Source organism: Luteolibacter sp. SL250, assembly GCF_026625605.1.
Lineage (GTDB): Bacteria > Verrucomicrobiota > Verrucomicrobiia > Verrucomicrobiales > Akkermansiaceae > Luteolibacter.
The window spans coordinates 526,681-548,329 of sequence record NZ_CP113054.1 but is presented as its reverse complement, the minus strand read 5'-3'; the positions used below and the strand labels follow the sequence as shown (position 1 = coordinate 548,329).

Annotated in this window: 20 protein-coding genes; 7 read left to right on the top strand and 13 right to left on the bottom strand. The window is 62.9% G+C overall.

The annotated features are described in order from the left end of the window. Positions 1-169 precede the first annotated feature (169 nt). The 8 genes from OVA24_RS02465 to OVA24_RS02430 form a co-directional block, all read right to left on the bottom strand. Positions 170-1,321, bottom strand: a complete 1,152-nt coding sequence (locus tag OVA24_RS02465) for a Gfo/Idh/MocA family protein (RefSeq protein WP_267673188.1) — start codon at positions 1,319-1,321, stop codon at positions 170-172. A gap of 82 nt (positions 1,322-1,403) precedes the next feature. Beyond that, positions 1,404-2,405 carry a TIM barrel protein gene (locus OVA24_RS02460; protein WP_267673187.1) on the bottom strand — a complete coding sequence of 334 codons (1,002 nt, stop codon included), beginning with the start codon at positions 2,403-2,405 and terminating at the stop codon, positions 1,404-1,406. Between the two features lie 13 nt (positions 2,406-2,418). Next, the gene (locus tag OVA24_RS02455; protein WP_267673186.1) at positions 2,419-2,589 is read right to left on the bottom strand and encodes a hypothetical protein; all 171 of its coding nucleotides are present in this window, start codon (positions 2,587-2,589) and stop codon (positions 2,419-2,421) included. Positions 2,590-2,592: 3 nt separating this feature from the next. After that, positions 2,593-3,855 carry a cupin domain-containing protein gene (locus tag OVA24_RS02450; RefSeq protein ID WP_267673185.1) on the bottom strand — a complete coding sequence of 421 codons (1,263 nt, stop codon included), beginning with the start codon at positions 3,853-3,855 and terminating at the stop codon, positions 2,593-2,595. 126 nt (positions 3,856-3,981) lie between these two features. Continuing rightward, positions 3,982-4,389 (bottom strand): PIN domain-containing protein, encoded by a 408-nt coding sequence (locus OVA24_RS02445; RefSeq protein WP_267673183.1) that lies wholly within the window; start codon positions 4,387-4,389, stop codon positions 3,982-3,984. After that, positions 4,380-4,619, bottom strand: coding sequence for a hypothetical protein (locus tag OVA24_RS02440; protein ID WP_267673181.1), 240 nt, complete (start codon positions 4,617-4,619; stop codon positions 4,380-4,382). The genes OVA24_RS02445 and OVA24_RS02440 overlap by 10 nt, the downstream gene beginning before the upstream one ends. Before the next feature lie 61 nt (positions 4,620-4,680). Continuing rightward, positions 4,681-5,772, bottom strand: coding sequence for a hypothetical protein (locus tag OVA24_RS02435; RefSeq protein ID WP_267673178.1), 1,092 nt, complete (start codon positions 5,770-5,772; stop codon positions 4,681-4,683). Positions 5,773-6,028: 256 nt separating this feature from the next. Further along, positions 6,029-7,045, bottom strand: a complete 1,017-nt coding sequence (locus OVA24_RS02430; RefSeq protein ID WP_267673176.1) for an IolE/MocC family protein — start codon at positions 7,043-7,045, stop codon at positions 6,029-6,031. 95 nt (positions 7,046-7,140) lie between these two features. Between OVA24_RS02430 and OVA24_RS02425 the strand changes: the two genes are divergently transcribed. Both OVA24_RS02425 and OVA24_RS02420 read left to right on the top strand, forming a co-directional pair. Beyond that, complete coding sequence (locus tag OVA24_RS02425) at positions 7,141-8,715, top strand: DUF5722 domain-containing protein (protein ID WP_267673175.1); 1,575 nt, start codon at positions 7,141-7,143, stop codon at positions 8,713-8,715. Positions 8,716-8,877: 162 nt separating this feature from the next. Beyond that, complete coding sequence (locus OVA24_RS02420; RefSeq protein WP_267673174.1) at positions 8,878-10,458, top strand: esterase/lipase family protein; 1,581 nt, start codon at positions 8,878-8,880, stop codon at positions 10,456-10,458. A gap of 30 nt (positions 10,459-10,488) precedes the next feature. On the opposite strand, the gene OVA24_RS02415 is transcribed toward OVA24_RS02420, so the two are convergent. Further along, positions 10,489-10,902: a cytochrome b562 gene (locus OVA24_RS02415; protein ID WP_267673172.1), complete on the bottom strand. Its 414-nt coding sequence runs from the start codon at positions 10,900-10,902 to the stop codon at positions 10,489-10,491. 106 nt (positions 10,903-11,008) lie between these two features. Between OVA24_RS02415 and holA the strand changes: the two genes are divergently transcribed. Continuing rightward, positions 11,009-12,148, top strand: a complete 1,140-nt coding sequence (gene holA, locus OVA24_RS02410; protein ID WP_267673171.1) for a DNA polymerase III subunit delta — start codon at positions 11,009-11,011, stop codon at positions 12,146-12,148. A gap of 22 nt (positions 12,149-12,170) precedes the next feature. Here holA and OVA24_RS02405 read toward each other — a convergent pair whose 3' ends face one another. Continuing rightward, positions 12,171-13,124 (bottom strand): glycosyltransferase family 9 protein, encoded by a 954-nt coding sequence (locus OVA24_RS02405; RefSeq protein ID WP_267673170.1) that lies wholly within the window; start codon positions 13,122-13,124, stop codon positions 12,171-12,173. A 118-nt stretch (positions 13,125-13,242) separates the two neighbouring features. Here OVA24_RS02405 and OVA24_RS02400 point away from each other — a divergent pair, with 118 nt between their 5' ends. Together OVA24_RS02400 and OVA24_RS02395 are read left to right on the top strand one after the other, a co-directional pair. After that, entirely contained in the window at positions 13,243-13,713 is a 471-nt protein-coding gene (locus OVA24_RS02400) for a carboxymuconolactone decarboxylase family protein (protein ID WP_267673169.1), read from the top strand. 20 nt (positions 13,714-13,733) lie between these two features. Next, a complete protein-coding gene (locus tag OVA24_RS02395) occupies positions 13,734-14,585 on the top strand; it encodes an RNA polymerase sigma-70 factor (protein ID WP_267673168.1) in 852 nt (283 codons plus the stop codon). A 7-nt stretch (positions 14,586-14,592) separates the two neighbouring features. Here the strand turns inward: OVA24_RS02395 and OVA24_RS02390 are convergent, their stop codons facing one another. Both OVA24_RS02390 and OVA24_RS02385 read right to left on the bottom strand, forming a co-directional pair. Next, complete coding sequence (locus OVA24_RS02390; protein ID WP_267673167.1) at positions 14,593-15,321, bottom strand: trypsin-like serine peptidase; 729 nt, start codon at positions 15,319-15,321, stop codon at positions 14,593-14,595. A 23-nt stretch (positions 15,322-15,344) separates the two neighbouring features. Then, entirely contained in the window at positions 15,345-16,607 is a 1,263-nt protein-coding gene (locus OVA24_RS02385) for an SGNH/GDSL hydrolase family protein (protein ID WP_267673165.1), read from the bottom strand. 98 nt (positions 16,608-16,705) lie between these two features. Here OVA24_RS02385 and OVA24_RS02380 point away from each other — a divergent pair, with 98 nt between their 5' ends. Together OVA24_RS02380 and OVA24_RS02375 are read left to right on the top strand one after the other, a co-directional pair. After that, positions 16,706-17,533, top strand: coding sequence for a LamG-like jellyroll fold domain-containing protein (locus OVA24_RS02380; protein ID WP_267673163.1), 828 nt, complete (start codon positions 16,706-16,708; stop codon positions 17,531-17,533). Between the two features lie 48 nt (positions 17,534-17,581). Continuing rightward, positions 17,582-18,448 carry an alpha/beta hydrolase gene (locus OVA24_RS02375; protein ID WP_267673160.1) on the top strand — a complete coding sequence of 289 codons (867 nt, stop codon included), beginning with the start codon at positions 17,582-17,584 and terminating at the stop codon, positions 18,446-18,448. Here the strand turns inward: OVA24_RS02375 and OVA24_RS02370 are convergent. Beyond that, entirely contained in the window at positions 18,445-21,471 is a 3,027-nt protein-coding gene (locus OVA24_RS02370; protein WP_267673158.1) for a hypothetical protein, read from the bottom strand. The two genes, OVA24_RS02375 and OVA24_RS02370, sit on opposite strands and share 4 nt — an antisense overlap. Between the last annotated feature and the right edge of the window lie 178 nt (positions 21,472-21,649).

Sequence of the window (21,649 nt, the reverse complement as noted above, 5' to 3'; positions counted from 1 at the left end):
ATGTAGGGTTTTCAATCTGAAAGGGCAGATTGGATATCAACCGATATGAAATTTCATCAGATTACGTCGATCCTAAACCGGTAAGCGTTTTCCGGGATCGGTAAAACGGAAAAAGCCCCGGGCCGGAAAAACCGGGCCGGGGCCATGAAGACAGGTCGGAAAGAACGCCTCAGGCTTTCTTCACGTCCACCCACTGCTTGGTCTTCGCGGACTCAAGCACGGCGTCGCACACGTACTGGGTGCCCAGCGCGTGGCGGAAATCCGAGTAGCGCTTCTCCGCGGATGGATCGTCGAGCGACTTGAAGAACTCCGCCAGCTCATGGGTGAAGGAGTGCTCATAGCCCAGGCAGAGGCCAGGAACCCACCAGTTGCCGGAATAAGGATGGTCTCCGTCCGTGGCGTGGATGTTCGTCCAGCCGCGGCGGTCACCGGCCACACCGTGGTCGAAGTAGGAGAGGTAGTTCATGTCGTGGAGGTCCCACGCCAGCGACTTCTTCTCACCGTTGATCTCGAAGGTGTAGAGCGCCTTGTGGCCACGGGCGTAGCGGGTGGATTCGAAGATCGCCAGCGAGCCGTTCTCGAAGCGGGCGATGAACGCGCACGCGTCGTCGATGGTCACCGGGTGCTTCTCACCGGTGGCGGTGTGGACGCGCTCCTTGATGAAAGTCTCCGTCATCGCGGACACGGAGACGATGTCGCCGTTGATCCAGCGCGCGGTGTCGATGCAGTGGGCGAGCAGGTCGCCGGTCACGCCGGAACCTGCGGCCGCCGCATCCAGACGCCAGAGTCCGGCACCACCCTGCGGCAGTTCTTCGGAAATGGTCCAGTCCTGGAGGAAGTTCGCGCGGTAGTGGAACACGCGGCCGAGTTCCCCGGCATCCACGATGTTCTTCGCCAGCGTGACGGCAGGCAGGAAGCGGTAGTTGTACCAGACGAGGTTCGGCAGGCCGGCGGCCTCAACGGCTTCGACCATCTTCTCACCCTGCGGACCGTCGAGCGCGAGCGGCTTTTCACAGAGGATCATCTTGCCGTGCCTGATGCACTCGAGCGCGATCTCGGCGTGGGAGTCGTTCGGCGTGCAGATATCGACGGCGTCGATGTCTTCACGCTTCACCAGCTCGCGCCAGTCGGTTTCGTAGGAAGCGTAGCCCCACTTTTCGGCGAAGGCCTTCACCTTCGCCTCGTCACGGCCGCAGACCGCCTGGCGGACCGGCACGTGCTCGGTATCGAAGAAATGGGAGAGCTGGGAGTAGGCGTTCGAATGGGTGCGGCCCATGAAGCCGTAGCCGATGAGGCCGATGCGGATTTCTTTTTTGGACATTGGAATGGATGGAGCGCGGACTTCAGTCCGCTTGTTCGGTTGAGGAAGGGAAGAGGCGGACTGAAGTCCGCGCTCCGTAAGATCAGATGGCTTCGTCCACCTTGATCATCGCGCCAAGGATGGTGTTCCAGGTTTCCTGCTTCTCGAGCGTCTCGTTCGGGAACATGCAGCCATCCCAGCAGATGTGCTTGATGCCGCGCTTGTCCGCGTCCTTGAGCCAGTAGGCGGAGGCCTTCGCGATATCCAGCTTGCCGTTCGGATCGTCCGCCGGGCAGTGGCGGCCGGTCTTGTCGTGGGAGCCGGTGCCATGGACGGTTCCGTCGTTCTGGGCGACGTGGAAGTCGATGGTCCACGGGCGCAGCGCGTCGGTCAGCGTCTTGTAGGCCGGCCAGAACTCCTCGTCGGTGTAGCCGGGCTGGAGCAGCGCGGCCTCCGGGGCGTTGTAGCCCATGAGGTAGAGGTAGGTGTGGGCGAGGTCCGCCTGGAAGCCGACAACCTCCGGCATGCCGGTGGCCTCCAGGGTATCCAGCATCGCTTTCCACGAGTGCATGCCGCCCCAGCAGATCTCACCCTCAGCGGCGAGACGCTCGCCGTTCTGTTGGGCGATCTTGCCCGCCTCACGGAAGGTCTCGGCGATCTTCTTCGTGTTGCCCGCAGGGTCTTCCAGGAAAGCATCCACTCCGCCGGCGGTGTCGATCCGGAGCACGCCGGACTTCCGAACGCCATGGTCATTGAGGATCTTCGCGATGCGGCAGGCTTTCTCGATGGCGAGAACGAAGTTCTTCCGGTCCTCCGCGGAGCCAAAGGCGCTGCCACCGACGGTGCCGGGCCAGACCGGAGCCACCAGCGAGCCAACGCTCAGTCCGGCGGCGGCGATCTTGTCCGCCATGGCGCGCAGGTCGCTTTCCGAAATGTCCGGGTCGGTGTGCGGGTGGAACAGGAACAAGTCGATGCCGTCGAACTTGCGGCCGTTGACGGACGCGTTGACGGTCAGCTCGATCATGCGGTCGAGCGGGATCGGCGGGTGGTCGGTGCCGGGTTCTTTCCCGACAAGGCCGGGCCACATGGCGTTATGGAGTTTCATGAAATCAAGGGGTTCAGTTTTGTGGAGTTTTCAAAGATGCGAGGCCCAGGAAGAACAGCGGGATGCCGGGGAAGACGAGCGCCAGCGGAAATGGTCCCATCTTCATCACGGTCAGGATGACTCCAGCGACGATGAGGGCAATTCCGCCTAACAGATGTACAACGGCCTTCCTGCGCGGTTGCATGACTTACTTGTTCTTGTAGGCACCCATCGCCGGGGCGTCCGGGTTCACTTCCGGTCCGAAGTAGCGCAGGATGACCAGCGGCTCGGTGTCGGAGGTGTTCTTGTAGGTGATGCCCGCCTTGGAGGCTTCCTCGGTGGCGAAGAACTCGTCCTGGGAAAGCTCGGTGAAGCGGAGCAGTTTCGGGCAGGTGAGGCGCAGCTTGTTGGCGTAGCCTTCGCCCTGCACGACGATGGACGAGGACGCGCCGTTGTCCTTGATAGTGGCGCTGTGGCCCGGCTCGACGGTGAGTTCCTTCGCGGTGAAGTACTGGAAGCCGTCCACCTTGCCATAGACGATCCACTTGTCGTGGTAGCCTTCGCCCTTCTCGGAGGTGACGGGTTCGAGGTAGTGGTTGTCCTTGAAGTTCGGGTCCACGTTCTTCTCCCAGTCGAGCTGGTCGATGATGAAGTCGATGTCCTGGTGCTTGTCCGCTGGCATGTCCTTCACGAGGAGGGACCATGGCACCTCGCGGCCTTCGACGAGGTTCTGGTACATGCCGAACACGTCGGAACCCCACTGCGGTTCATAGGTGCAGAGGGAACCCGGGGCGTGGAGGATGCACGGGTCGATGAGCCAGCCGGTGCCGGGCTCCAGCTTGTAGGCCTTCGACAGGGCGAGGATCTTGTTGTCACCCTTGTGCCAGTTTTTGATGCAGTCATAGACCTGCTGGCGGGTGGTGCCGGGCTCGAAGCCCATGAAGGTGTAGGGGAAATTGTTGCCGACGTTGTTGTGCTGCGGCGGGAAGTAGTAGGACTCCGGCTTCCCTTCCTGACCGACCAGAGCGGCTTGCTCCGAGCTCTGGTGCATGTGGTGCGGGATCGGCCCCATGTTGTCGAAGAACTTCGAATAGACCGGCCACTTGGAATACTTGTCCCACAGCGCGCTGCCGATGATGCCCGCGCCGGACTCCGCGATGGCGTCGCGCAGGGTGAAGCGCTGCTTGCCCACGACGACGTAGGACAGGCCCTCGTCACCGTCGCGGCCTTCGTTGGCGGTCTCCGTGGTGGAGCCGAACCAGCGCTCGTCAATGCCGCCACGGCTCAGGCCATAGGCGTAGGTGTCGTCCGGGTGCAGCTTGATGCGGCGGCCCGGCTGGAGGAAGGAACGGGGAACCCAGTTCGGCGAAAGGCGGAGCAGGCCGCCGGTGTCTTCGAGATGCCCGTCGATGAGGGCCTTGAGATTCGACGAAGTGGTCGTCAGGTCTTCGGTGGTGCGCGGATGGCTCATGGATTTTGGATAATGTGGGAAAACGTGGTTTTTTTCGTGTATTTCTGTATTTCAGCGGATGGACCGGCGGAGGCAAGCCGTTTTCTCGCGAGTGGAAAGGATCGGGGCCCTCATTCTCGGATCTGATCAGGGTATCGCCCTGCTGAGAACCGTGATCTTCAACCCTGAAACAGCGGAGATCGCGTGATAGTCCGCATCGAATGTCACCAGCTCCGCACGGTGGTGCAGGGCGATGGCGGCGATGAGGAGATCCATCGAGCCCGCGTTGGTTCCCTTGTCCCGGCAAGCCTGGCCCAGTTTTGCGGCATCCCGCCAGAGGGTAGGCGGAGTCGCCAGCAACGGGAGAGTGGAAAACTGAGCCGTGAGCGGACCACGTTCGGCGATCGTGGCGTGTCGCAGCACCTCGAACGCGACCATCTCGCAGAGAGTCGCGCGGTGATCCATGATCCATGGATGGATCTTCGCCTTTAGGGCAGCGGGTGATTTTCTCCGGGTGAAATCAACCCACAATGAGGAGTCGAGGATCAGTGCCATAGGGCGGCAAAGTCAGATGCTTCCGACCGGTCGGAGGCTTTCGCTTCTTCGTAGCCTTCCAGCCCTGTGGAATATTCGCCGGATAGGAACTTGGCCGAGATCTCCGCGCGACGACGAAGCTGCAGGGCGTCCACCACCAGCTTGCGGATGGCAGGACCTTTCTTGGACAGGCCAGTAACCCGGCTTATTTCCTCCAGCTCCTCCTCGGACAGATCGACGCTGATTTTCATGCTTCCAATATCCAATTCGTCAGATTTTTTTCAAGAATTGTCTGACTTTTTCTAAATACCGTCAGAGCACGAATTTCCAATCTACCACAGCGGTGACGGTATGGCCATGCTCCCCAATGACGGAAATGGTGCCATCTCCAGCAGGAACGATCTCCGCCACGGCTCCGAAGCCCTCCGGCACCGCCGCGACGCCTTGGATGATCCGCAGTGAAACCTTTTCGTCCTTCGAGAAATGCCGGGTGGTGGGGATGCCGTGCTCCTTGAGCAGATCCTGGCGTGACGCATCCACGCCATCGCAGAAATGCGAGCAGACCTCCTCCACGCCCAGCCTGCCGGTGTAGCGGCTGTTCCACGGAGCGGCGGAGCGACCGCCGTTCGACAGCCAGAACAGGGTGGCGGGGAAATCCGCGGGATTCTTGAGCTGGAACCAGACGTAGCCGTCGAACACCACGGCGGACCAGGCGAATGGTTGCTCCACCGTCGCGGGCACGCTGACCATCATCACCAGATCATCATTTCCGGCACGGGCCGGGTAGTGGGTCAGGTCCGTGGTCTGGCCGTTCTGCAGCGGAACGTGCTTCAGGTCCGTGAAGGTGGCGTTGCGCCGCAGCGCCTGGCTCGCGCCGTCCTTCGGATCGGAGAAATAGGGCGGATAGACGGACGCCCAGCGGAAGGGACTGACGGTCACGCGGCCCTTCACGCCGGACAGGTCGAGGACGGGATGGTTGCCATAGTTGAAATCCCCCTCCAGGCCCTTGATCCGGTGGTCGATGTAGAGGGCAGTGTGGCCGGGCTTGAGCGTGATGGCTTTCTTCACACAAGCGCCGATGTCCCCGGCATCGATGTGGAGGAGCAGGGTGTCGTCGGTTTTTTCCAGTACTTCCCACGGGAAATTCGCCGTCTCACCGTGGGGCTGGCCGCCTTCCTGCGGGCCGAAGGGCAGGCAAAGGAAATCGCCGCGCAGGTTCTTCAGCAGCACGGGCAGGTCCTGGTCCACCTCATCCGGCAGCCACGGCGCCAGCGCATACGGGGACACCACACGATCGCCCAATCTGAAGCTCACCGGAGCGAGATGACCGCCATCCCCCGTGACCGCCACCTCCACCAAGTCCGACTTCAACACATAGGATGCGGCACCGTGAATTCTTTCCATGGTGGGGAGACTTCGGAGTTCCCCGGCGGGTTTCAAGCATCAAGATAGTAAGGAGGGGGGACACTCCTGTCCCCCGGCGGCATTGGTGAGTCATGAAAGAGATCCCCGCAACGCTGCAACGAGCACAAAGAAAGGAACTCCGCATCAGGCTCTCGTGGAGTCTGAATTGCTGCTCCTCCTTTGTTTGCCTATGCCGCCGAAGGACAGGAATGGGAGCGAAGCGGACATGGCGGCTCTGCCGCAATGTCCTTCCCCCTTACTTCAACACCCCACGCGCCACGTAGTTATTCAAGCGATGGGCGGTCTGCACCAGGCCATCGACGGTCAGCTCGGTGTAGCTGCGGCCGTCGCGGGTATCGATGCCGTGGCCGGGGTCGAGGTTGCGGAGAAGTTCCAGCGCAGGGTCCTCATGGTGGAAGAACTCGACAAAGACGTGCTCCAGCTTGCCGGTCTTCGCGGCAGCGGCGAGCAGCGCGCCGATCCAGCCGTCGTCGGTGGAGAAGCAGCCACGTGTCGTCGGGCAGGAGCAATGGAAGATGCCCAGCTCATCCGCGGCGGCGAGGTCGGCGATGATCTGTTCGTTTTCCGGGATGCTGAGGCCGGAGTCGCCGCAGTGGGCGGCATCGACCAGCAGCTTGAAGAACTTTTTGCCCAGCGCCTTGTTCGCGGCGGCGACGAAATCCCAGCCCCGCTGGATGCTGCTGAAGGTCTTGAACTCGCCCGGGCGCAGGAACTCGATGTGCCAGTTCTTCACCTCGGAGCCGGCCAAGCCCGCTTCCTTGTAGGCGCGGAGGTGGACCTTCACGTTCTGCTCGATGGCGGCCTGGTAGTCAGCGCCTTCGCGGCGGGTCTCGTTGGTGCTCATCCACTCCTCGATGGAGGTGGAGGAAACATGGGCCACACCGTGTTCGGCGGCTGCCTTCAGGGCGGGCACCAGTTGGGCGACGACAGCGTCCTCGTCCGCAGGGTTCATCGGGTTCGCGCCGCCGACCATCAGGATGAGGTGGACCTCCAGGTCCAGCTCACGGAGGCCGCTGATCAGCTCGTCCACCTCGGTGGCGCGGGCACCGGCGAAGTAGGGGATCTGCACGCAGGAAATCTTCACCGGAGAGGTTTCACAAAGGCGGCGCATCTCGGCCACCGTCAGCACCACGCCGTCCTCGTCGCGCGGGAAGGAACCTTTGTCATCCGGCACCAGGCCGCCGACGAATTTGATATGGGTCGGCACGACGCCGAGTTCGATTTTCGGAATGAGGGAAAGTGTCGCGGACATGGTCCGGAGAAACTATCGGGAACTTTGCCCGGGGGAAGCGGGAAGTGTGGTGAAATATCGGCCCACCGGCCTCCGTTGGAAGCCGCGTCATGAGGATGCCAACCATCGCGGCGCTCGGCTGGGCGCTCGCCGCCACACTTGCCGGAGCGGAGGACCTGTCAGCACGGCTCGATGCCTATCTGGAGGCGGAATTTTCCGCCCGGATCGAGCGGGTAACCGCCGGGGAAAAGGAGATCACCATTTCCGGCACCAGCGACCGGGAGGCATCCCTGGCGTCCCTGCCGATGGAACGGCGTCATGATGACACCACGGCACCGGAGATCCTCGCCACCATCCAGCCGGGGAAGTTCAGCCTGACCGTTCCCCGTGGCGACCGCCTGACCCACCGCTGGCAGTTGGTCGGGGACGGGAAAGCCATCTCCCATGCCCGCTATGCGGAGGAGGTCACCTGCCGCGCACCGGACCTGCCACCCGCCGTCCTGAAATCGAAGAAAGGCCTCGGCGGCTGGAACGCCGGCCGCATCCCCGGGGAGCTGGAGACGCTGGGCATTTCCTCCGTCACCGTGAACGTGAAGGTCGATACGCTGGTCGCGCTCCAGCCCGGTCCCGGAACGGTGCCGTTCCAGTGGAATGGCCGGACCTGGCATGCGCGGGAGGACCGTCTTGCCGAACTCGACCGGACTTTCGCGGAGGCGGAGAAGAACGGCGTGATGGTTTCCGCCATCCTGCTGGTGGGAAATCCCGCGCGTGAAAATAACGACGTCGTCCGTCTGATGGGCCACCCGGACGCCACGAAGGATGGCATCTTTGCCATGCCCAACGTCACTTCCACTGACGGCATTTCCCTTTACGGGGCAGTCCTCGATCTGATGGCCGAGCGGTGGTCAAAGGCAGGCACCCCGCACGGTCGGGTCCACCAGTGGATCATGCACAACGAGGTGGATGCGGGCCACGAGTGGACCAACGCGGGTGAAAAGTCCGCCGTCGAGTTCATGGATCTCTACCTGCGCTCCATGCGGATGATGGACCTCATCGCCCGCCAGTATGATCCGAACGCCCGCGTCCTGATTTCCCTCACGCACCACTGGGCGGATCCCGGGAAAAAGGAATGGTATGGCTCGAAGCGTTTGCTCGATCTGCTGGCCCGCTTCGGTGAGGCGGAGGGAGATTTCCCCTGGGGTGTAGCCTACCATCCCTACCCCCAGTCCCTGCTCAATCCCCGCACCTGGGAGGATGACCAGGCCACCCACAGCCCGGACACCGCCAAAATCACCCCCAAGAATCTGGAGGTGCTGGACGTCTTCATGAAGCAACCCCGGCTGCTCCACCATGGAAACGTCCGCCCCGTCCACCTCTCCGAGAATGGCTTCAACTCGAAGGATTACTCCGACGCCGTCCTGGCAGAGCAGGCTGCGGGCATGGCCTACGCTTGGAAGAAACTGTCCGGCCTCTCCTCCATCAAGGCATGGGAATATCATAACTGGATCGACAACCGCCACGAATACGGACTCCGCATCGGCCTGCGGAAATTCCCCGACGAACCCGGCGACCCGCACGGGAAGAAGCCGATCTGGCATCTCTACCAGGCGCTGGGAACGGACCGGGAGGACGCAGCCTGCGCGCCGTATCTGAAAACCATCGGCATTCCCTCATGGGAGACAATCCGGTAGCGAACCTCGTGAGAGGTTCGGCTGGGCAGGTTCACCACGACCGAACTGGCTCCGGTTTTCAGTGGACTTCCCCCAGCCGGAAGTCTCACGACTTCCGCTACAAGATGAGATCCGATCTTGGAATCTTCCCTTTCCTCCTCCATTCTCCGACCGCTCCGCCAAATGAAAGTCATCGTCCGTTTCGCGCTGCCTTTTCTGGCCGTCGTCTGCCTCACCCACTGCGGTGCTCCCCAGCCTCCGCAGTGCCACCGTGTGCCGCGGGCGTCCCGGGCACCCGCCAACACGCTGGTCGAGACCGCGAGGACCTCCTGGCAGGTGCTGGCCGACGGATCACGCAAGGCCGACTGGCCGAAGGCGGAGGCGGACTACAACACCGCCGTCGCCCGGCTGTTCGACCAGCTCCGCTGCGGCCAGGGTTCCTGGCAGGACCGCGCCGCCGCCATGGACACCACCATCTTTCCGGCGAAGCGTCACAAGGCGGACCCCGGCGAATTCGACGCCCTTTTCCCCGCCACGAATGTGAAGATCCGGCGGGAAAACCGGCGCCACCTCACCCCCGGCATCGGCGTCGCGTTGGTCGGCTGGAAGGAGACCACGCCCATCAATGTCCCCCGCCCCGCGTTCCAGCCGCCCACCGGCATGCCCTACGCGGTGAATGCCACCCTCCGCTTCGACAAGGACGGGAAGCCGGTCTGGCACTTCGTGAAGCGCTGGATCGATGATGATTTCTACTACGCGGAGACCCGCCGCCCGCTCGCCGCGGACTGGACCGCGCCCAATGTCTTCTACTGGAACATGAGCAACCTGGATGACCTCACCATCCAGAACGTGCTGCTGCCCGGACGCTACATGGAGGAAACCGGACTCTACTTTCTCCAACCCTACGATCCGAAGAAGATCCCCATCGTGATGGTCCATGGACTGAAATCCAGCCCGGACGCCTTCCGCTACATCATCAACGACCTCTCCCCGGAGCCATGGTTCCGCGAGAAATACCAGGTCTGGCTGTTCAACTACCCCACGGGGAATCCGTGGCTCTACACCGGCATCCGCTTCCGCGAATACATCAACGCCGCGACGAAATACGCCCGCACACAGGGGGATGACACCCAGCTCAACAACATGGTCATCCTGGCCCACTCCATGGGCGGACTCATCACCCGCTCCAGCATCACCGACCCGGGCCGCGTGATCTATGATGAGCATTTCGACAAACCCATCGACCAACTGGAGGTGAACGGAAGCACCCGCGAACTCATCCGCGCGGGCATGTTCTACAAGCCTCTCAAGGAGCCGAAGCGCGTCGTCTTCCTCGCAGTCCCCCACCATGGCAGCCCGATGGCGAACATGCGCTTCGCGATGATGACCTCCAACTTCATCCGCCTGCCGAAGATCCTCACCGTGGACCTGCTGGACGCCACCCTCCATGCCGCGAAGGAGTCCGCTGAGGCGGGGGGAGAGGCACCCCGCATGCCCACCTCCATCAGCAGCCTGTCACCGCGGAGCCGGGGCATCAAGGCACTGAACAAGATGCCCCTGCCGCGGAACATCCACTTCCACTCCATCGTCGGCAACCGGGGCAAGGGACAGATCCCCGACTGCTCCGACGGGGTCGTCCCCTATCATTCATCCTGCGTGAACCCCGTGGAATCCGAAAAGGTGGTCCCATGGGGTCACGGCGTGACCGACTGCCCGGTGAGTTCGGAGGAGGTCAAACGCATCCTCAAGCTGCACCTCCGCTGAGGGCACCAGGCAGTCACCGTCCTGCGGGGATCACTCCTCCGGGACGAACTTCTCGTGGCCTTCCTTCTTCTGGTCCTTGAGGGAATCGACGATGGTTTCCACGTCCTCGATCTTGCCGTTGAGGAACGCTTCCTCCACCTCGCAGAGGGAGGCGACCAGCTTGGCCATCATCTTCTTGTAGGTGGCCAGCGCCTTCGCCTTCTCCGCGGGATCGGTGATGTTCTTTACCATCTGCGGCACTTCGGAAAGGCTCTGGATGGCGTAGGTCTGGGCCTCGCGGGCGAGTTCCGCGCCCTTCGCCGGGTCGGTCTCCTTGCGGAACGCCTTGTAGGCGTCGTCCATCTTTTCCATCTGCTCATGCACCTTGTTCGGCTCGGCGGCGGATGCGCCCACCGGGATCAGGGCGAGGGCGGCGAAAACGATCGAGAATATGGGGTTCTTCATACGTCACCTCCACTACGGCCCAAGCCCCTCCGCTTTTCAACGGAAAGTTTTCCGGCGGGACACCTTCGGAGTTGGATGTCCGGCGCGCACCGTCCAATCTCCCGGCGTGGCCGCCAAACCGAAAGCATCCCCGAAATCCGGCAACTTCTTCGCCATCGTCGGCACCGACGAAGGCTTGGTCCGGGAAAAGGCGCTCCACCTCCACAATGAGCTGACCGGCGGCGTGGACGACGGCTTCACCCACGAGACGATCGACGGCATCGCGGACAACTCGGACTCCGCCTATGAGATCTGCGCCTCCACCGTGCAGGCACTGCTGACCATCCCCATGTTCGGCGGGGACAAGGTGGTCTGGCTGCGCAACGCCAACTTCTTCGCGGACACCGTGACCGGCCGCTCCCAGCGGACGGAGGCCGGCATCGAGGCGCTCCGTGCCACTTTGGAAAAAGGCCTGCCGGACGGCGTGAAGTTCCTCCTCACCGCCATGGGCGTGGACAAGCGGCGCGGCTTCTGGAAGTTCATCGAAAAGACGGCGGACGTGCAGACCTACGACCGCATCGACACCTCCCGCGACGACTGGATGGATCAGGTCGGGCACCTCGTCTCGAAGCGCTCCGCGGAACTCGGCCTGAAGTTCGAGCCGGACGCGCTGGAACTCTTCGTCCTGCTCGCGGGGGAGCAGTCCCAGCAGATCGGCAACGAGCTGGAGAAGCTGGACCTTTTCCTCGGCGAAGAACGCCGCACCGTCACGGAGGAAGACGTCCGCCAGATGGTGCCACTGAGCCGGGCCGCCGTCGTTTTCGAAATCGGAAAATCGATCCAGAAAGGCGACGCCCTCCGCGCGATCGAGCTGATCGACCAGCAACTGGAGGCGGATGAATCCGCCATCGGCATCATGCGCGCCTCCGTGATCCCGACGATCCGCAACCTCTACATGGCAAAGCTCATCGTGGAGAAACTCAACATCCCGGCTGGCAACTACCAGTCGTTCGCCGGCGGGCTGAACCGGCTTCCGGAGGCGGACCGCGCGTGGCTGCCGCAGAAAAAGGACGGCTCCGGCGTGAATGTCTTCCCCATTTTCCTCGCGGTCCAGAGCGCCGGAAACTTTGAGCTGGGCGGACTCCAGCAAGTCTTGGAGGCGACGCTGACCGCTGACCAGGCCCTGGTCACCACCGGCCTCGACCACCGCCTCATCCTGCACCGCCTGATGGCCCAGATCGCCGCGGCGAGAAAGTCACGCCGGTGAGAAGGTAGTGGCGTGGCAATCCCTACAACGCCGCCACCACGCCCATCACCCGGTCCACGTTCAGCTCCTCCTGGCAGCGCAGGTCCATGGGGCATTTTTCGAGGAAACACGGCGCGCATTCCACGTGGCGGCGGGCGATGCCGTGCTGCCTGCCGAGCGGCCTGCGCGAAGTGGGGTCTCCGGGGCCAAAAAGGGTCACACAGGTGGCCCCGGCGAAGGCGGCCACGTGGGGCAGAGAACTTTCCGAGGCGATGACCACCTGATGTGCGGCGAACAGATCGAGCGCGCCCGCCAGTGGCCGGGCCTCCAGAAACCGTTCGCTCTCCCCCAGCTTTTCCGCCAGCAGCCTGCCCTTTCCACGGGTGCCGGACAGCCCGGCGATGGTCAGCTTCGCGCCTTCCGCCTTCAGCGCACCGGCCAGTTCCACCCAGCGGTCCAACGGCCACTCATAGGTCACGCCCAGGTCGGAGTCCGGGCAGAGCATGACATTCCCGGCCACCGGAGGCGCGACGCTTTCCAGAGGAGCGAAAAACTCCGGCCGTGAGGTGATGACGCCCAGCTTCTCCACCAGCGAAAGGTAGAATCGGACGCGGTGCTCCACCGGTCCCGGTTCCTTCACCTGGTTCACCGGGTGGGTCATCACCTTCCGCAGCGCCTTGGTTTCCGGCCCGATGCGTTTGGCGATCTGCGCGCGGACGATGATGTCCGCCGCGGTGCCAGGCTCCCAGACCAAGGCCCCGGACCAACCCCCTGCAATCCCGGCGGCCAGCTCCTTCACATCCGGCTTCGGGGGAAAGCCCGTCACGCGGATGCCGGTGATCCTTTCCCAGAAAGGCACCTGCCGTTCCTCGCAGAGTACGCCGACCGCCAGACCGGATGCCACCAGCGCCCTCACCGCGGGTACGGAGAAACACGCTTCATCCCACCGGACCGGCGCGGCCACCAGCATCTGTCCCTTCGTCGTCGTACCACTCACGTCCCGCCATCCTATGGCGGACCACCGGCGGAGGAAACAGAATTCCATATCCGCGCCAGCCCGGAAAATATTCCTCTCCCCTGTCACAAACCCACAGCCGGTTTCGTCATCAGGGTGTATGAACGAAGACACCGGCACCCCGAAGGCCCGCATTGAACACTGGAAAACCGCACCGGACACCATGAAAGCCATGATCGCCCTGGAAGGCGCGGTCCGTTCGTCGGGCATCGACCCGAAACTCTATGAGCTGATCAAGCTCCGCGCCTCCCAGATCAACGGTTGCGCCTACTGCATCGACATGCACTTCAACGATCTGCTGAAAGGCGGAGAAAGCGCCCAGCGGCTGAACCTGCTGCCGGTGTGGCGGGAAGCACCCCACCTCTACACCCCGGCGGAGCGGGCCGTGCTGCGCTGGACGGAGGCACTGACCAACCTGCCCGGCGGCCATGTGACCGACGCGGACTTCGCGGAACTCCGCGCGCACTTCAGCGAGAAGGAGATCCCCGAACTCACTCTCGCCATCGCCACCATCAATGCATGGAATCGTTTCGGCGTGGGCTTCCGCCTGCCCGTGGCACCACTGAACTGAAACCACCGTCCCCTTCCCTCATGTCCACGACCGACGAGTGCCGCCCCCTGCTTTTCAGCATCGCCTACCGCATGCTCGGCCGCGTGACGGAGGCGGAAGACATGGTGCAGGAAACCTACCTCCGCTGGCACCGGCTGGAGGATGCCTCCACCATCCGGGAGCCGAAGGCATGGCTCACCACCACCATCACCCGCCTGTGCATCGACCAGATGCGCTCCGCCCGCCGCCAGCGGGAGGAATACGTCGGCACCTGGCTGCCGGAGCCTATCTTCGGGGAAAGCGACGGCTCCCCCGCCGCCTTGGCAGACTCCCTGGGCACCGCCTTCATGATGATGCTGGAGGAACTGTCGCCGGTGGAGCGCGCCGTGTTCCTGCTGCGGGAGGCCTTCGGCCATGACTATGACGCCATCGCGGAGATCGTTGGCAAGTCCGCCGCGAACTGCCGCCAGATGGTCTCCCGGGCGAAGACCCGGCTCGGCACCATGGAACAACCCGGCCCCACCGCCACGGAGGAGGCGGAACGGCTGGTCGCGGAATTCATCCAGGCGACACAGACCGGAGAGCTGTCCGACCTGATCTCCATGCTCACGGAGGATGCCGTCCTCTACAGTGACGGCGGCGGAAAGGTCCGCGCCGCCATCCTGCCGATCTACGGTCCGGACAAGATCGGCCGCATGTTCATCGGCCTGCGGCGTTTCCATCCGGACAGCCCGCCGCCGGCGAGGTTCGTCCGCATCAACGGATCACCCGGGGTCATCATCCGCGGCGGGGATGGCAATCTCAGTGCGATGACCTTCGCCTTCGGCGGCGGAAAGCTGAAGGCCATCTACATCGTCCGGAATCCGGACAAGCTGGCGGGCGTGGAGCCGTGAACGTAGGTCAATCCCCCAGCTCGGCCATCGCGGCACGGATGGCCTGCCGCACCTCCGGATCCCCGTAGAAAGGCCCGGCACCCGGGCCGCCGGTGGTGTGCGTTTCCACCAACAGCAGTTCCCCATTCTTCAGGATGAAGGTGGGATGTCCGCTATCCCCGGGGATGAGGTGCCGGCGGTAGACAGGATCAATGGACGGCACCCAATCGAACGCGATGCCTTTCCCGAAAACCTCCCTCACCTGGTGGATGGAAGCGGTGAGTGTCTGGTCCGTGGTGATGACGGGCGTGCCCGGCGTGACATCCGCCGGGCTGGCGAAGCGGTAGGCCTTGTAGCCTGACGGCAGGCGCATGTTCAGCTTCCCCACCGCGATGTCACCGACACCGGCCAGCACCTTGTGGGAGACGATGAACCGTTCCTCCGGCTGGCCCAACCGGTCATGGAAGACGGCGGGCGTATGGGCGTCCCGGATGTAGTGCGCGGCCATCACCACATGGGAAGGCGAGATGAGCGTGGCGCAACGCGTGTCATTCCAGGAGATCCCGGAGAAATCGAGCGGCGCGGCCCAGTTGTTCTTCCGGGGGGATTCCGCCTGCGTCTGATAGTATTTGAAAAGCGTCCCTTTCTCCGGCTTCGCGGGCAGCAGCTCCAGCGGGGAGCTGGCGGTGGTGCCGCCCGGCCCCGCGCACGAGGCGAGCAGGACGGCGGGCGGCAAAAGGAGGAAGGCGGCTTTCATCTCCGGGAGAAAGGGAGGCGGCATCACTCCGCGACATCCCCCAGCACCAGCAGGGATCCCGCATACCAGACCGCCTTGGCATACGGCTCCGGATTCGCCTCCATCTTCTTGAGATTCTCCCCGGAGAGGATCTTCGCCTTGTCCGGCATCTTCCCGGTGAGCGTCACGGAGATGGTGTGACGGTCGGCGGACGGAGAGGAGAACAGGTCCATCTTCCCGAGACGGTGGTAGGTGCAGTACTTGTCGAAGAGCAGGGCTTTCTTCGGAGCCAGTTCATCCACCTTGATCTCCACTTCCCCGCCATCCGGGCCAACCAGTCCATAGACCTGCGCGACGGAACCTTCCAGGATGAACTCGATGGAGGCACCGGCTTCCTCCGCTTTCCAGAATTCCGGCACACGGTTGTGGAATGTCTTCGCCGGTCCGGGCTGGGTGGGATCCTGCTTGGTCCACTTACCCTTCAGCATCGACTGGGTGATGGGGACGATCTTCGCGTTCTCCCAGTTGTCCGCACGGAGCGGTTCCTTCCCGACGAGCTTGTATGGACCGCCCGTGCCGGAGTCCTTCATGGCGGTGAGGCTGCGGGCGATGACCGTCTGGTAGACCTCATGGCCGGTGTCATTCGGGTGGACGGAGTCGCCGGTGAAGTAGCGCTGCCCGGGCTTCGCCGGGTCCGGCTTGCCGGTGAAAATGAGCGATCCATCCAGGACCTGCTTCGTCACCTCCGGGCCGAAGGCGATGCTGGGGATCTGGTAGTGGTCCGCCACACCCTCCATGGCGGTGGCCACCGTGGTGAACTTCCCATCCTTGTAGGCGGGAAGCATCGGTTCGGACAGGGTATAGACGAAGCAGATGTCCGTCGTGGGATCCGCCTTCCAGGTCTGGCGGACGATGCCCTCCATGCAGCGCTGGACCTTTTCCGCAGGGCCGCCGTCATTCACCGCGAACTCGACGAACAACAGGTCCGGCTTCTTTGAAATGACATCCTGGTCCGCACGGAAGACCCCCAGATCGGAACCCGTGCCACCGATGGTCGCGTTGATCTCGGACAGCTTCGCGGCGGGATACTGCTCCTTCAGCCACTTCAGCGACTTCACCCGCCAGCCGTTCGCGGCGGTGATGCTCCCCCCCAGATAGCCGACCCGGACTTCCTCGCCCTTCTTCAGCTTGTCGAAGAAGTTCGGCAGCCCGCCGCGGATGGACAGTTCGTTGGCCGTTGCCTGCTCCTGGGCATGCAGTGGCGCGATGGCGGCAACCGCCGCGGCGATGATGGGAAGGATTCGCATGATCGGAGTTCTGGCTGCTGGTGGCGGACTTGTCCAGCGGGCACGGACACCACTTCCGGGTGATTGTGCGGACGCCATGGATCATGCAAGCTCCCCGGATGAAACTGCTGGCCGGATCTTTCCTGGTGTTGTTGGGCGGCATGGCGTGCGCTGGCGATGCCGACCGTGTGCTGAAGACGCCGGATCTCATCGCCTTCTGGGATTTCCAGGAACCGGCGGGCAGTCCGCGCGTCTCCAAAGGCGGCACGCAGGCCCTCTCGCTGGTGGAGAAGAAAGGCGGGGTCGCGCGGGTGGATGGCGGAGTCTTCGGCCCCCACGCCGCGGAAATCGCCTACGGCCAGCGTTTCCAGATCGACCGCAAGGATGTGGGGCCGCTCGACCTCCATGGAAAGGAAGCACAGGTGACCGTGGTGGCCTGGGTGAAGCGGCGCGACAAGCAGGCCTGGCAGGCCATTGCCGGACTTTGGGATGAAACCCGCGCGAAGCGGCAATACTGCCTCTTCCTCAACGCACCCACCGCCACCCGGGCGGATGAAATGAAACGCTACCCGGTGGACAACCGCATCCACGGCCATGTTTCCGCCATCGGCGGGGGCACCCCCGGCAACAAATACTGCATCACCTACTCCAGTGGGGCCACGAAGATCCCCTTCGGCGAATGGCAGTGCCTGGCGATGAGCTATGATGGAAAGGCTTCCCGGGTTTTCGTGAACGGGAAGCTGGATGCCTGGGAGCTGAGGAATCCATTCCCCTACGCCGACGGCATCTTCGACGGCGGCGCGGATGGCGCGGACTTCACCGTTGGCGCGGTTCACCGTGGTGGTTCCTGGGGGAATTTCTTCGGCGGTACCATCGGTGGCCTGGCTGTTTTCAAGCGGGCGCTGGCGGAGGAGGAGATCGCCGCACTGGCGGAGGCCGGACGCTGAGATTGCTTGAAGGATGGAATGGGAGGGCATCGTATGGCATCCCTTCCCATGAAACTCATCCCGCTTCTTTTCCTCGCGTCCGCCTGCGCTCTGCAGGCCGCCGAACCCATCGTCGTAAAGCTGTGGCCGGACGGCGCCCCGGAGCCCGCCGAATTCACCATCGGGCCGGAAAAATCCATCCCGCCGAAGAACGAAACCGACGTCCTGCGGGTGACGGATGTCAGCGACCCGACCATCTCCATCTACAAGCCGGAGAAACCGAACGGCACCGCCGTGCTGGTGGCACCGGGCGGCGGTTACAACATCCTCGCCATCGAGCATGAAGGCACCCAGGTCTGCGAATGGCTGAACACACTGGGCGTCACCGGTGTGCTGCTGAAATACCGCGTGCCCGACCGCAAGGGCACCAAGCAGGGCGAAATCCCGCTCCAGGACGCCCAGCGGGCGATGGGCATCGTCCGCCACCGCGCGGCGGAGTGGGGCATCAAGCCGGACCGCATCGGCATCCTTGGCTTTTCCGCCGGCGGCCACCTCTGCGTCATGACCACCCTGCATGCGAACGAGCGGACCTACCAACGCGACGCCGCACTGGAAGCGGAGAACGCCACCCCCAATTTCTCGATCCCAGTCTATCCGGCCTATCTGACGGAGAAGGATTCCTTTGTCCTCAAGCCGCAGTTCACCGTGACCCCACAGTCACCCGCGATCTGTCTGGTCCATGCGCATGACGACCGCATCACCTCCGCGGGCAGCGCGCTGCTTTATCTTGAATACAAGAAACTGGGCCTCCCTGCGGAACTCCACATCTACGTGAAGGGCGGTCATGGCTATGGCATGAAAAAATCCGGCCAACCGGTGAACAGTTGGCCGGATCGTGTGGGAGACTGGCTCAAGTCCAGCGGACTCCTCGATTAAGGGGAGACCGCGTTGTCAACCACCGCCCTGATGAATGCCTTCGGCTGGGCGGTGGTGGAGGTGGACAGGCGGAAACTCTTGTACTCCCATCCGCTGCTGAGCGCCGGGGTGGTGGTGAGCGGCGAGGCCAGCGGGACCACATCCGGGCCGGTCGTCCAGTTCGCCAGGTCATAGCTGCCCTGGATCCGGTAGGTGATTCCGTCCACCTGCGTCGAGATGCTCGGCCCGGTGGTCGCACTGAACGTCGCCCCCGTCCGCACCGGGATGGTGAGGGTGTAGTAGTTGGTCCCCCCTACATTGCTGATCGCGTGGATTTCCTTCGAGCTGCGGACCCCGCTCATCGGGTTCCCGTCGAGTGCGAAATCCAGGAAATTCAGGCGACCGTCGCCGTTCGCATCGACGTTGCGCCCCGTGAGACCCGAAGGAACCCCCGGGAAGGACGAAACCCAGGATGGAAACGGATCCACATAGGGCACCCCTTGGGAAACCCGGAGGTTGTCCAGACCAACGACCCGGGTTTCATTTGCAGGCTTGGACACCCCCCAGAAAAGGGTGTGGGCAGGCATCTGACGGCGGAACCTGAGGTTTGCAACGGAACCGGTTTCCCCAGTCCTCCGGTTGGTCACGGTCGCCTTGTAGGTAAAGGTGAGGGGGTTGACCTCGATCTGGAATGAATACGTGTCTGTCTGCAACTGGTAGAAAGGGACTCCACTCGATTGCATGTTTTTCGGCACATAGTAATTGGGGGATGATGACGTGCCGATGAAATTCGCGGGATCGAAATCGAAGAAATGCCAGTAAGGCTGATCTCCAATGTTGATCGTCTTGTTCGTTCCGCCCTCGGGCAAATCGGAATTGAACACACGGTTGGTGCCGTCATTTCCCCCCACCACCCCCACCATCCAGGTCAGATTGGTGCTTTCACCCGGATTCGGCCCCAGGTTGGATCCGGCACCTGCAGGTCCGTCCGCCCCAATCTGGATGCGGTCAGAGAAAGAGTTCACGGTTCCCGATCCGTCGATGGTCTTGTAATCGAATTTCACCGTGTACGGCTGGCTCATGTCCACCACCGCCGGATCCGGCCTCCTTCGTGTCCCTTGATCAGCCCCGACCTCCGTCCGGTGGAAAATCTGTAGGTATCTCCCCGACCCCGGGGTCAGCTCAACGCCTGGTTGGCTGGACACAAAGGCTCCCGAAGTGCCGGTTTCCTCAAGTTCATACCATCCGGATTTCCAGCCGAAACCATCATCATTCACCTCGACGAAGTTCTTGCTCATGTCATCCCCCGCCGTGTTCGGCTGGGAGGGCGGCGGGGTGAGATAGGGGGTGTTTCTGGTGACCGCCTGCAGATTCCAGCCGTAGCGGATCTCGTCCAGGTAGAAAGTCTGCGGGGATCCCGAGGTGCCGTGCGCCACGACTTCGAACCGCTTTCCTTGGTTGAATTCCCAGCTGCCGACCGATTGGGTGCCTGAAATCTTCACGGTGACCTGATTGGCGGCGGAGCCGATCGTCGCGTTGTTCAGCACCGAATCCAGACCACCGGCTGAGATGAAGTTGGCGTACTGGGCCTCCGTGAGCGCCCACATATCCGCCTTGGCAAAGCGGGAGTAGAATCTCACCGCAGCACCCGAACCGGATCCCAGCGTGGGTTTGCTGAGTGTGATCGTTTTTGTCGAGGTATCCACCGCGGTGACAACCGTACCGGGGTCGATGCCGGTTCCTTCAACGAGTTGCTCCACCCGGATCGCAGGGATGACGTTGATACCCTCCAGGACGTCGGGGATGCGGTCCACCGTCATCGTGTTCGACGACGTGTTGAACGTGCCCCGGACCGGGCTGATGTTGCGCAGGGTGATCGTGATGTCAGAGGACGCCGTGACGGTCGCATTGTTGCTCACCGTGGCGGTGGTGGCGGTGGGTTTTCCCGTCACCAGGGTCCCGGCGGGAAGGTTCGCATGGGTGACGAGATGTCCCACCGCGAGCGCGTTGCCCGACGGAAGGTTGGTGAGGGTGTTGCTTCCCGCCGTCGTCCGTGCGGGGGAGGTGTAGGTGCGGTCCAGGACGATGGTGGCGGAGGTGAGTGGCGCCGGACCCGCGACCGGCGGGTCCACCGAGGTGTTCATCGACTCGGCGGTCGTGTTCTGGTTGATGAGAACGGTCCGGGTCGTGACACTCCCGTCGGTGGTGGTCACCAATCCGGTGACAATCGCATTGTCCGGGATTCCGGAACCCGGGGCACCTTTGATGAGGTGGCCCACTTCCAGTCCGCCTGGGAACGCGGTGGCGGTCGTCGGGAGCACCAGGCTGTTCGAGCCGCTCGTGTAGTTGAAGCTTCCGCTGGCACCACCGATCGAATTCCCCACCTGGGTGAATCTACCCACCATCAGGTAGGTGGTGTTCGCCGCCAGACCCTGGGTCGCCGGACTTGGCGAAGACGTGTAGTTGTTCACCTGGTAGCCCAACCGCGGCTGCGCCAGCGTGGTGGAGGCGGGGCTGGCCGGTCCATCCGCATGCATCTCAAAAGCGCTTCCTGCGGTATTGCCCCCGATACGGATCTCGGCCCGGGCTGCTGCCAAGGTGCTGATCGAGGTGAAATTGACGAGGTAACTGCAATAGAACCGGTGGTAGTAGTCGAACGAGGTGTCGCCCACCGCCCTTCCGCCGTCGATCATGATCGCGGTGGCGGTGGCTCCGGAGTTGAATCCGCTCGCCCGCAGCTTTTTACCCCCTGCCGACGCCAGCGCTCCGAACTGCAGGCCGCCATCCTGAATGAGGAACGCATCATTATACGCCGTTCCCAGGGACGTATAACGCCCCGACAACCCGTAGCCTCCCGAAAAGGTCGCCGTTGTCGAAATGGTCGAGATGTTCGGGAACACCCTGCCGGTGGGATTGTTGTCGAAATTCTCGAAAATGAACGCGGTCGAGGGTTGGGCATGCGCGCGGGGCAGCAGCGATAGCGCTGCTGACGACCCGACGACGGCAAGCACCGCCCGGGTCAGATAGGAACCGGATTTTTTCATAGGGTTTTTTGGAAATGAACCGAGAAGCCAAATTTGGAGCATTTCCGGCACATTTCAACATCGGAAGTGTCGTCATGAATCGCCGTCTCCCGATGAACGCGGACTCCTGGGCCGCCAAACGCTTTCAAACGATCGTTACCTTGACGCTGCCGGGATCTGGATTTAGAAGTCTTTTCGT

What these genes read in the sequence shown, in the direction of transcription:
- OVA24_RS02465 (WP_267673188.1), bottom strand. Translation starts at nt 1,321, where the DNA reads ATGTCCAAAAAAGAAATCCGCATCGGCCTCATCGGCTACGGCTTCATG.
- OVA24_RS02460 (WP_267673187.1), bottom strand. Translation starts at nt 2,405, where the DNA reads ATGAAACTCCATAACGCCATGTGGCCCGGCCTTGTCGGGAAAGAACCC.
- OVA24_RS02455 (WP_267673186.1), bottom strand. Translation starts at nt 2,589, where the DNA reads ATGCAACCGCGCAGGAAGGCCGTTGTACATCTGTTAGGCGGAATTGCC.
- OVA24_RS02450 (WP_267673185.1), bottom strand. Translation starts at nt 3,855, where the DNA reads ATGAGCCATCCGCGCACCACCGAAGACCTGACGACCACTTCGTCGAAT.
- OVA24_RS02445 (WP_267673183.1), bottom strand. Translation starts at nt 4,389, where the DNA reads ATGGCACTGATCCTCGACTCCTCATTGTGGGTTGATTTCACCCGGAGA.
- OVA24_RS02440 (WP_267673181.1), bottom strand. Translation starts at nt 4,619, where the DNA reads ATGAAAATCAGCGTCGATCTGTCCGAGGAGGAGCTGGAGGAAATAAGC.
- OVA24_RS02435 (WP_267673178.1), bottom strand. Translation starts at nt 5,772, where the DNA reads ATGGAAAGAATTCACGGTGCCGCATCCTATGTGTTGAAGTCGGACTTG.
- OVA24_RS02430 (WP_267673176.1), bottom strand. Translation starts at nt 7,045, where the DNA reads ATGTCCGCGACACTTTCCCTCATTCCGAAAATCGAACTCGGCGTCGTG.
- OVA24_RS02425 (WP_267673175.1), top strand. Translation starts at nt 7,141, where the DNA reads ATGCCAACCATCGCGGCGCTCGGCTGGGCGCTCGCCGCCACACTTGCC.
- OVA24_RS02420 (WP_267673174.1), top strand. Translation starts at nt 8,878, where the DNA reads ATGAAAGTCATCGTCCGTTTCGCGCTGCCTTTTCTGGCCGTCGTCTGC.
- OVA24_RS02415 (WP_267673172.1), bottom strand. Translation starts at nt 10,902, where the DNA reads ATGAAGAACCCCATATTCTCGATCGTTTTCGCCGCCCTCGCCCTGATC.
- OVA24_RS02400 (WP_267673169.1), top strand. Translation starts at nt 13,243, where the DNA reads ATGAACGAAGACACCGGCACCCCGAAGGCCCGCATTGAACACTGGAAA.
- OVA24_RS02395 (WP_267673168.1), top strand. Translation starts at nt 13,734, where the DNA reads ATGTCCACGACCGACGAGTGCCGCCCCCTGCTTTTCAGCATCGCCTAC.
- OVA24_RS02390 (WP_267673167.1), bottom strand. Translation starts at nt 15,321, where the DNA reads ATGAAAGCCGCCTTCCTCCTTTTGCCGCCCGCCGTCCTGCTCGCCTCG.
- OVA24_RS02385 (WP_267673165.1), bottom strand. Translation starts at nt 16,607, where the DNA reads ATGCGAATCCTTCCCATCATCGCCGCGGCGGTTGCCGCCATCGCGCCA.
- OVA24_RS02380 (WP_267673163.1), top strand. Translation starts at nt 16,706, where the DNA reads ATGAAACTGCTGGCCGGATCTTTCCTGGTGTTGTTGGGCGGCATGGCG.
- OVA24_RS02375 (WP_267673160.1), top strand. Translation starts at nt 17,582, where the DNA reads ATGAAACTCATCCCGCTTCTTTTCCTCGCGTCCGCCTGCGCTCTGCAG.
- OVA24_RS02370 (WP_267673158.1), bottom strand. Translation starts at nt 21,471, where the DNA reads ATGAAAAAATCCGGTTCCTATCTGACCCGGGCGGTGCTTGCCGTCGTC.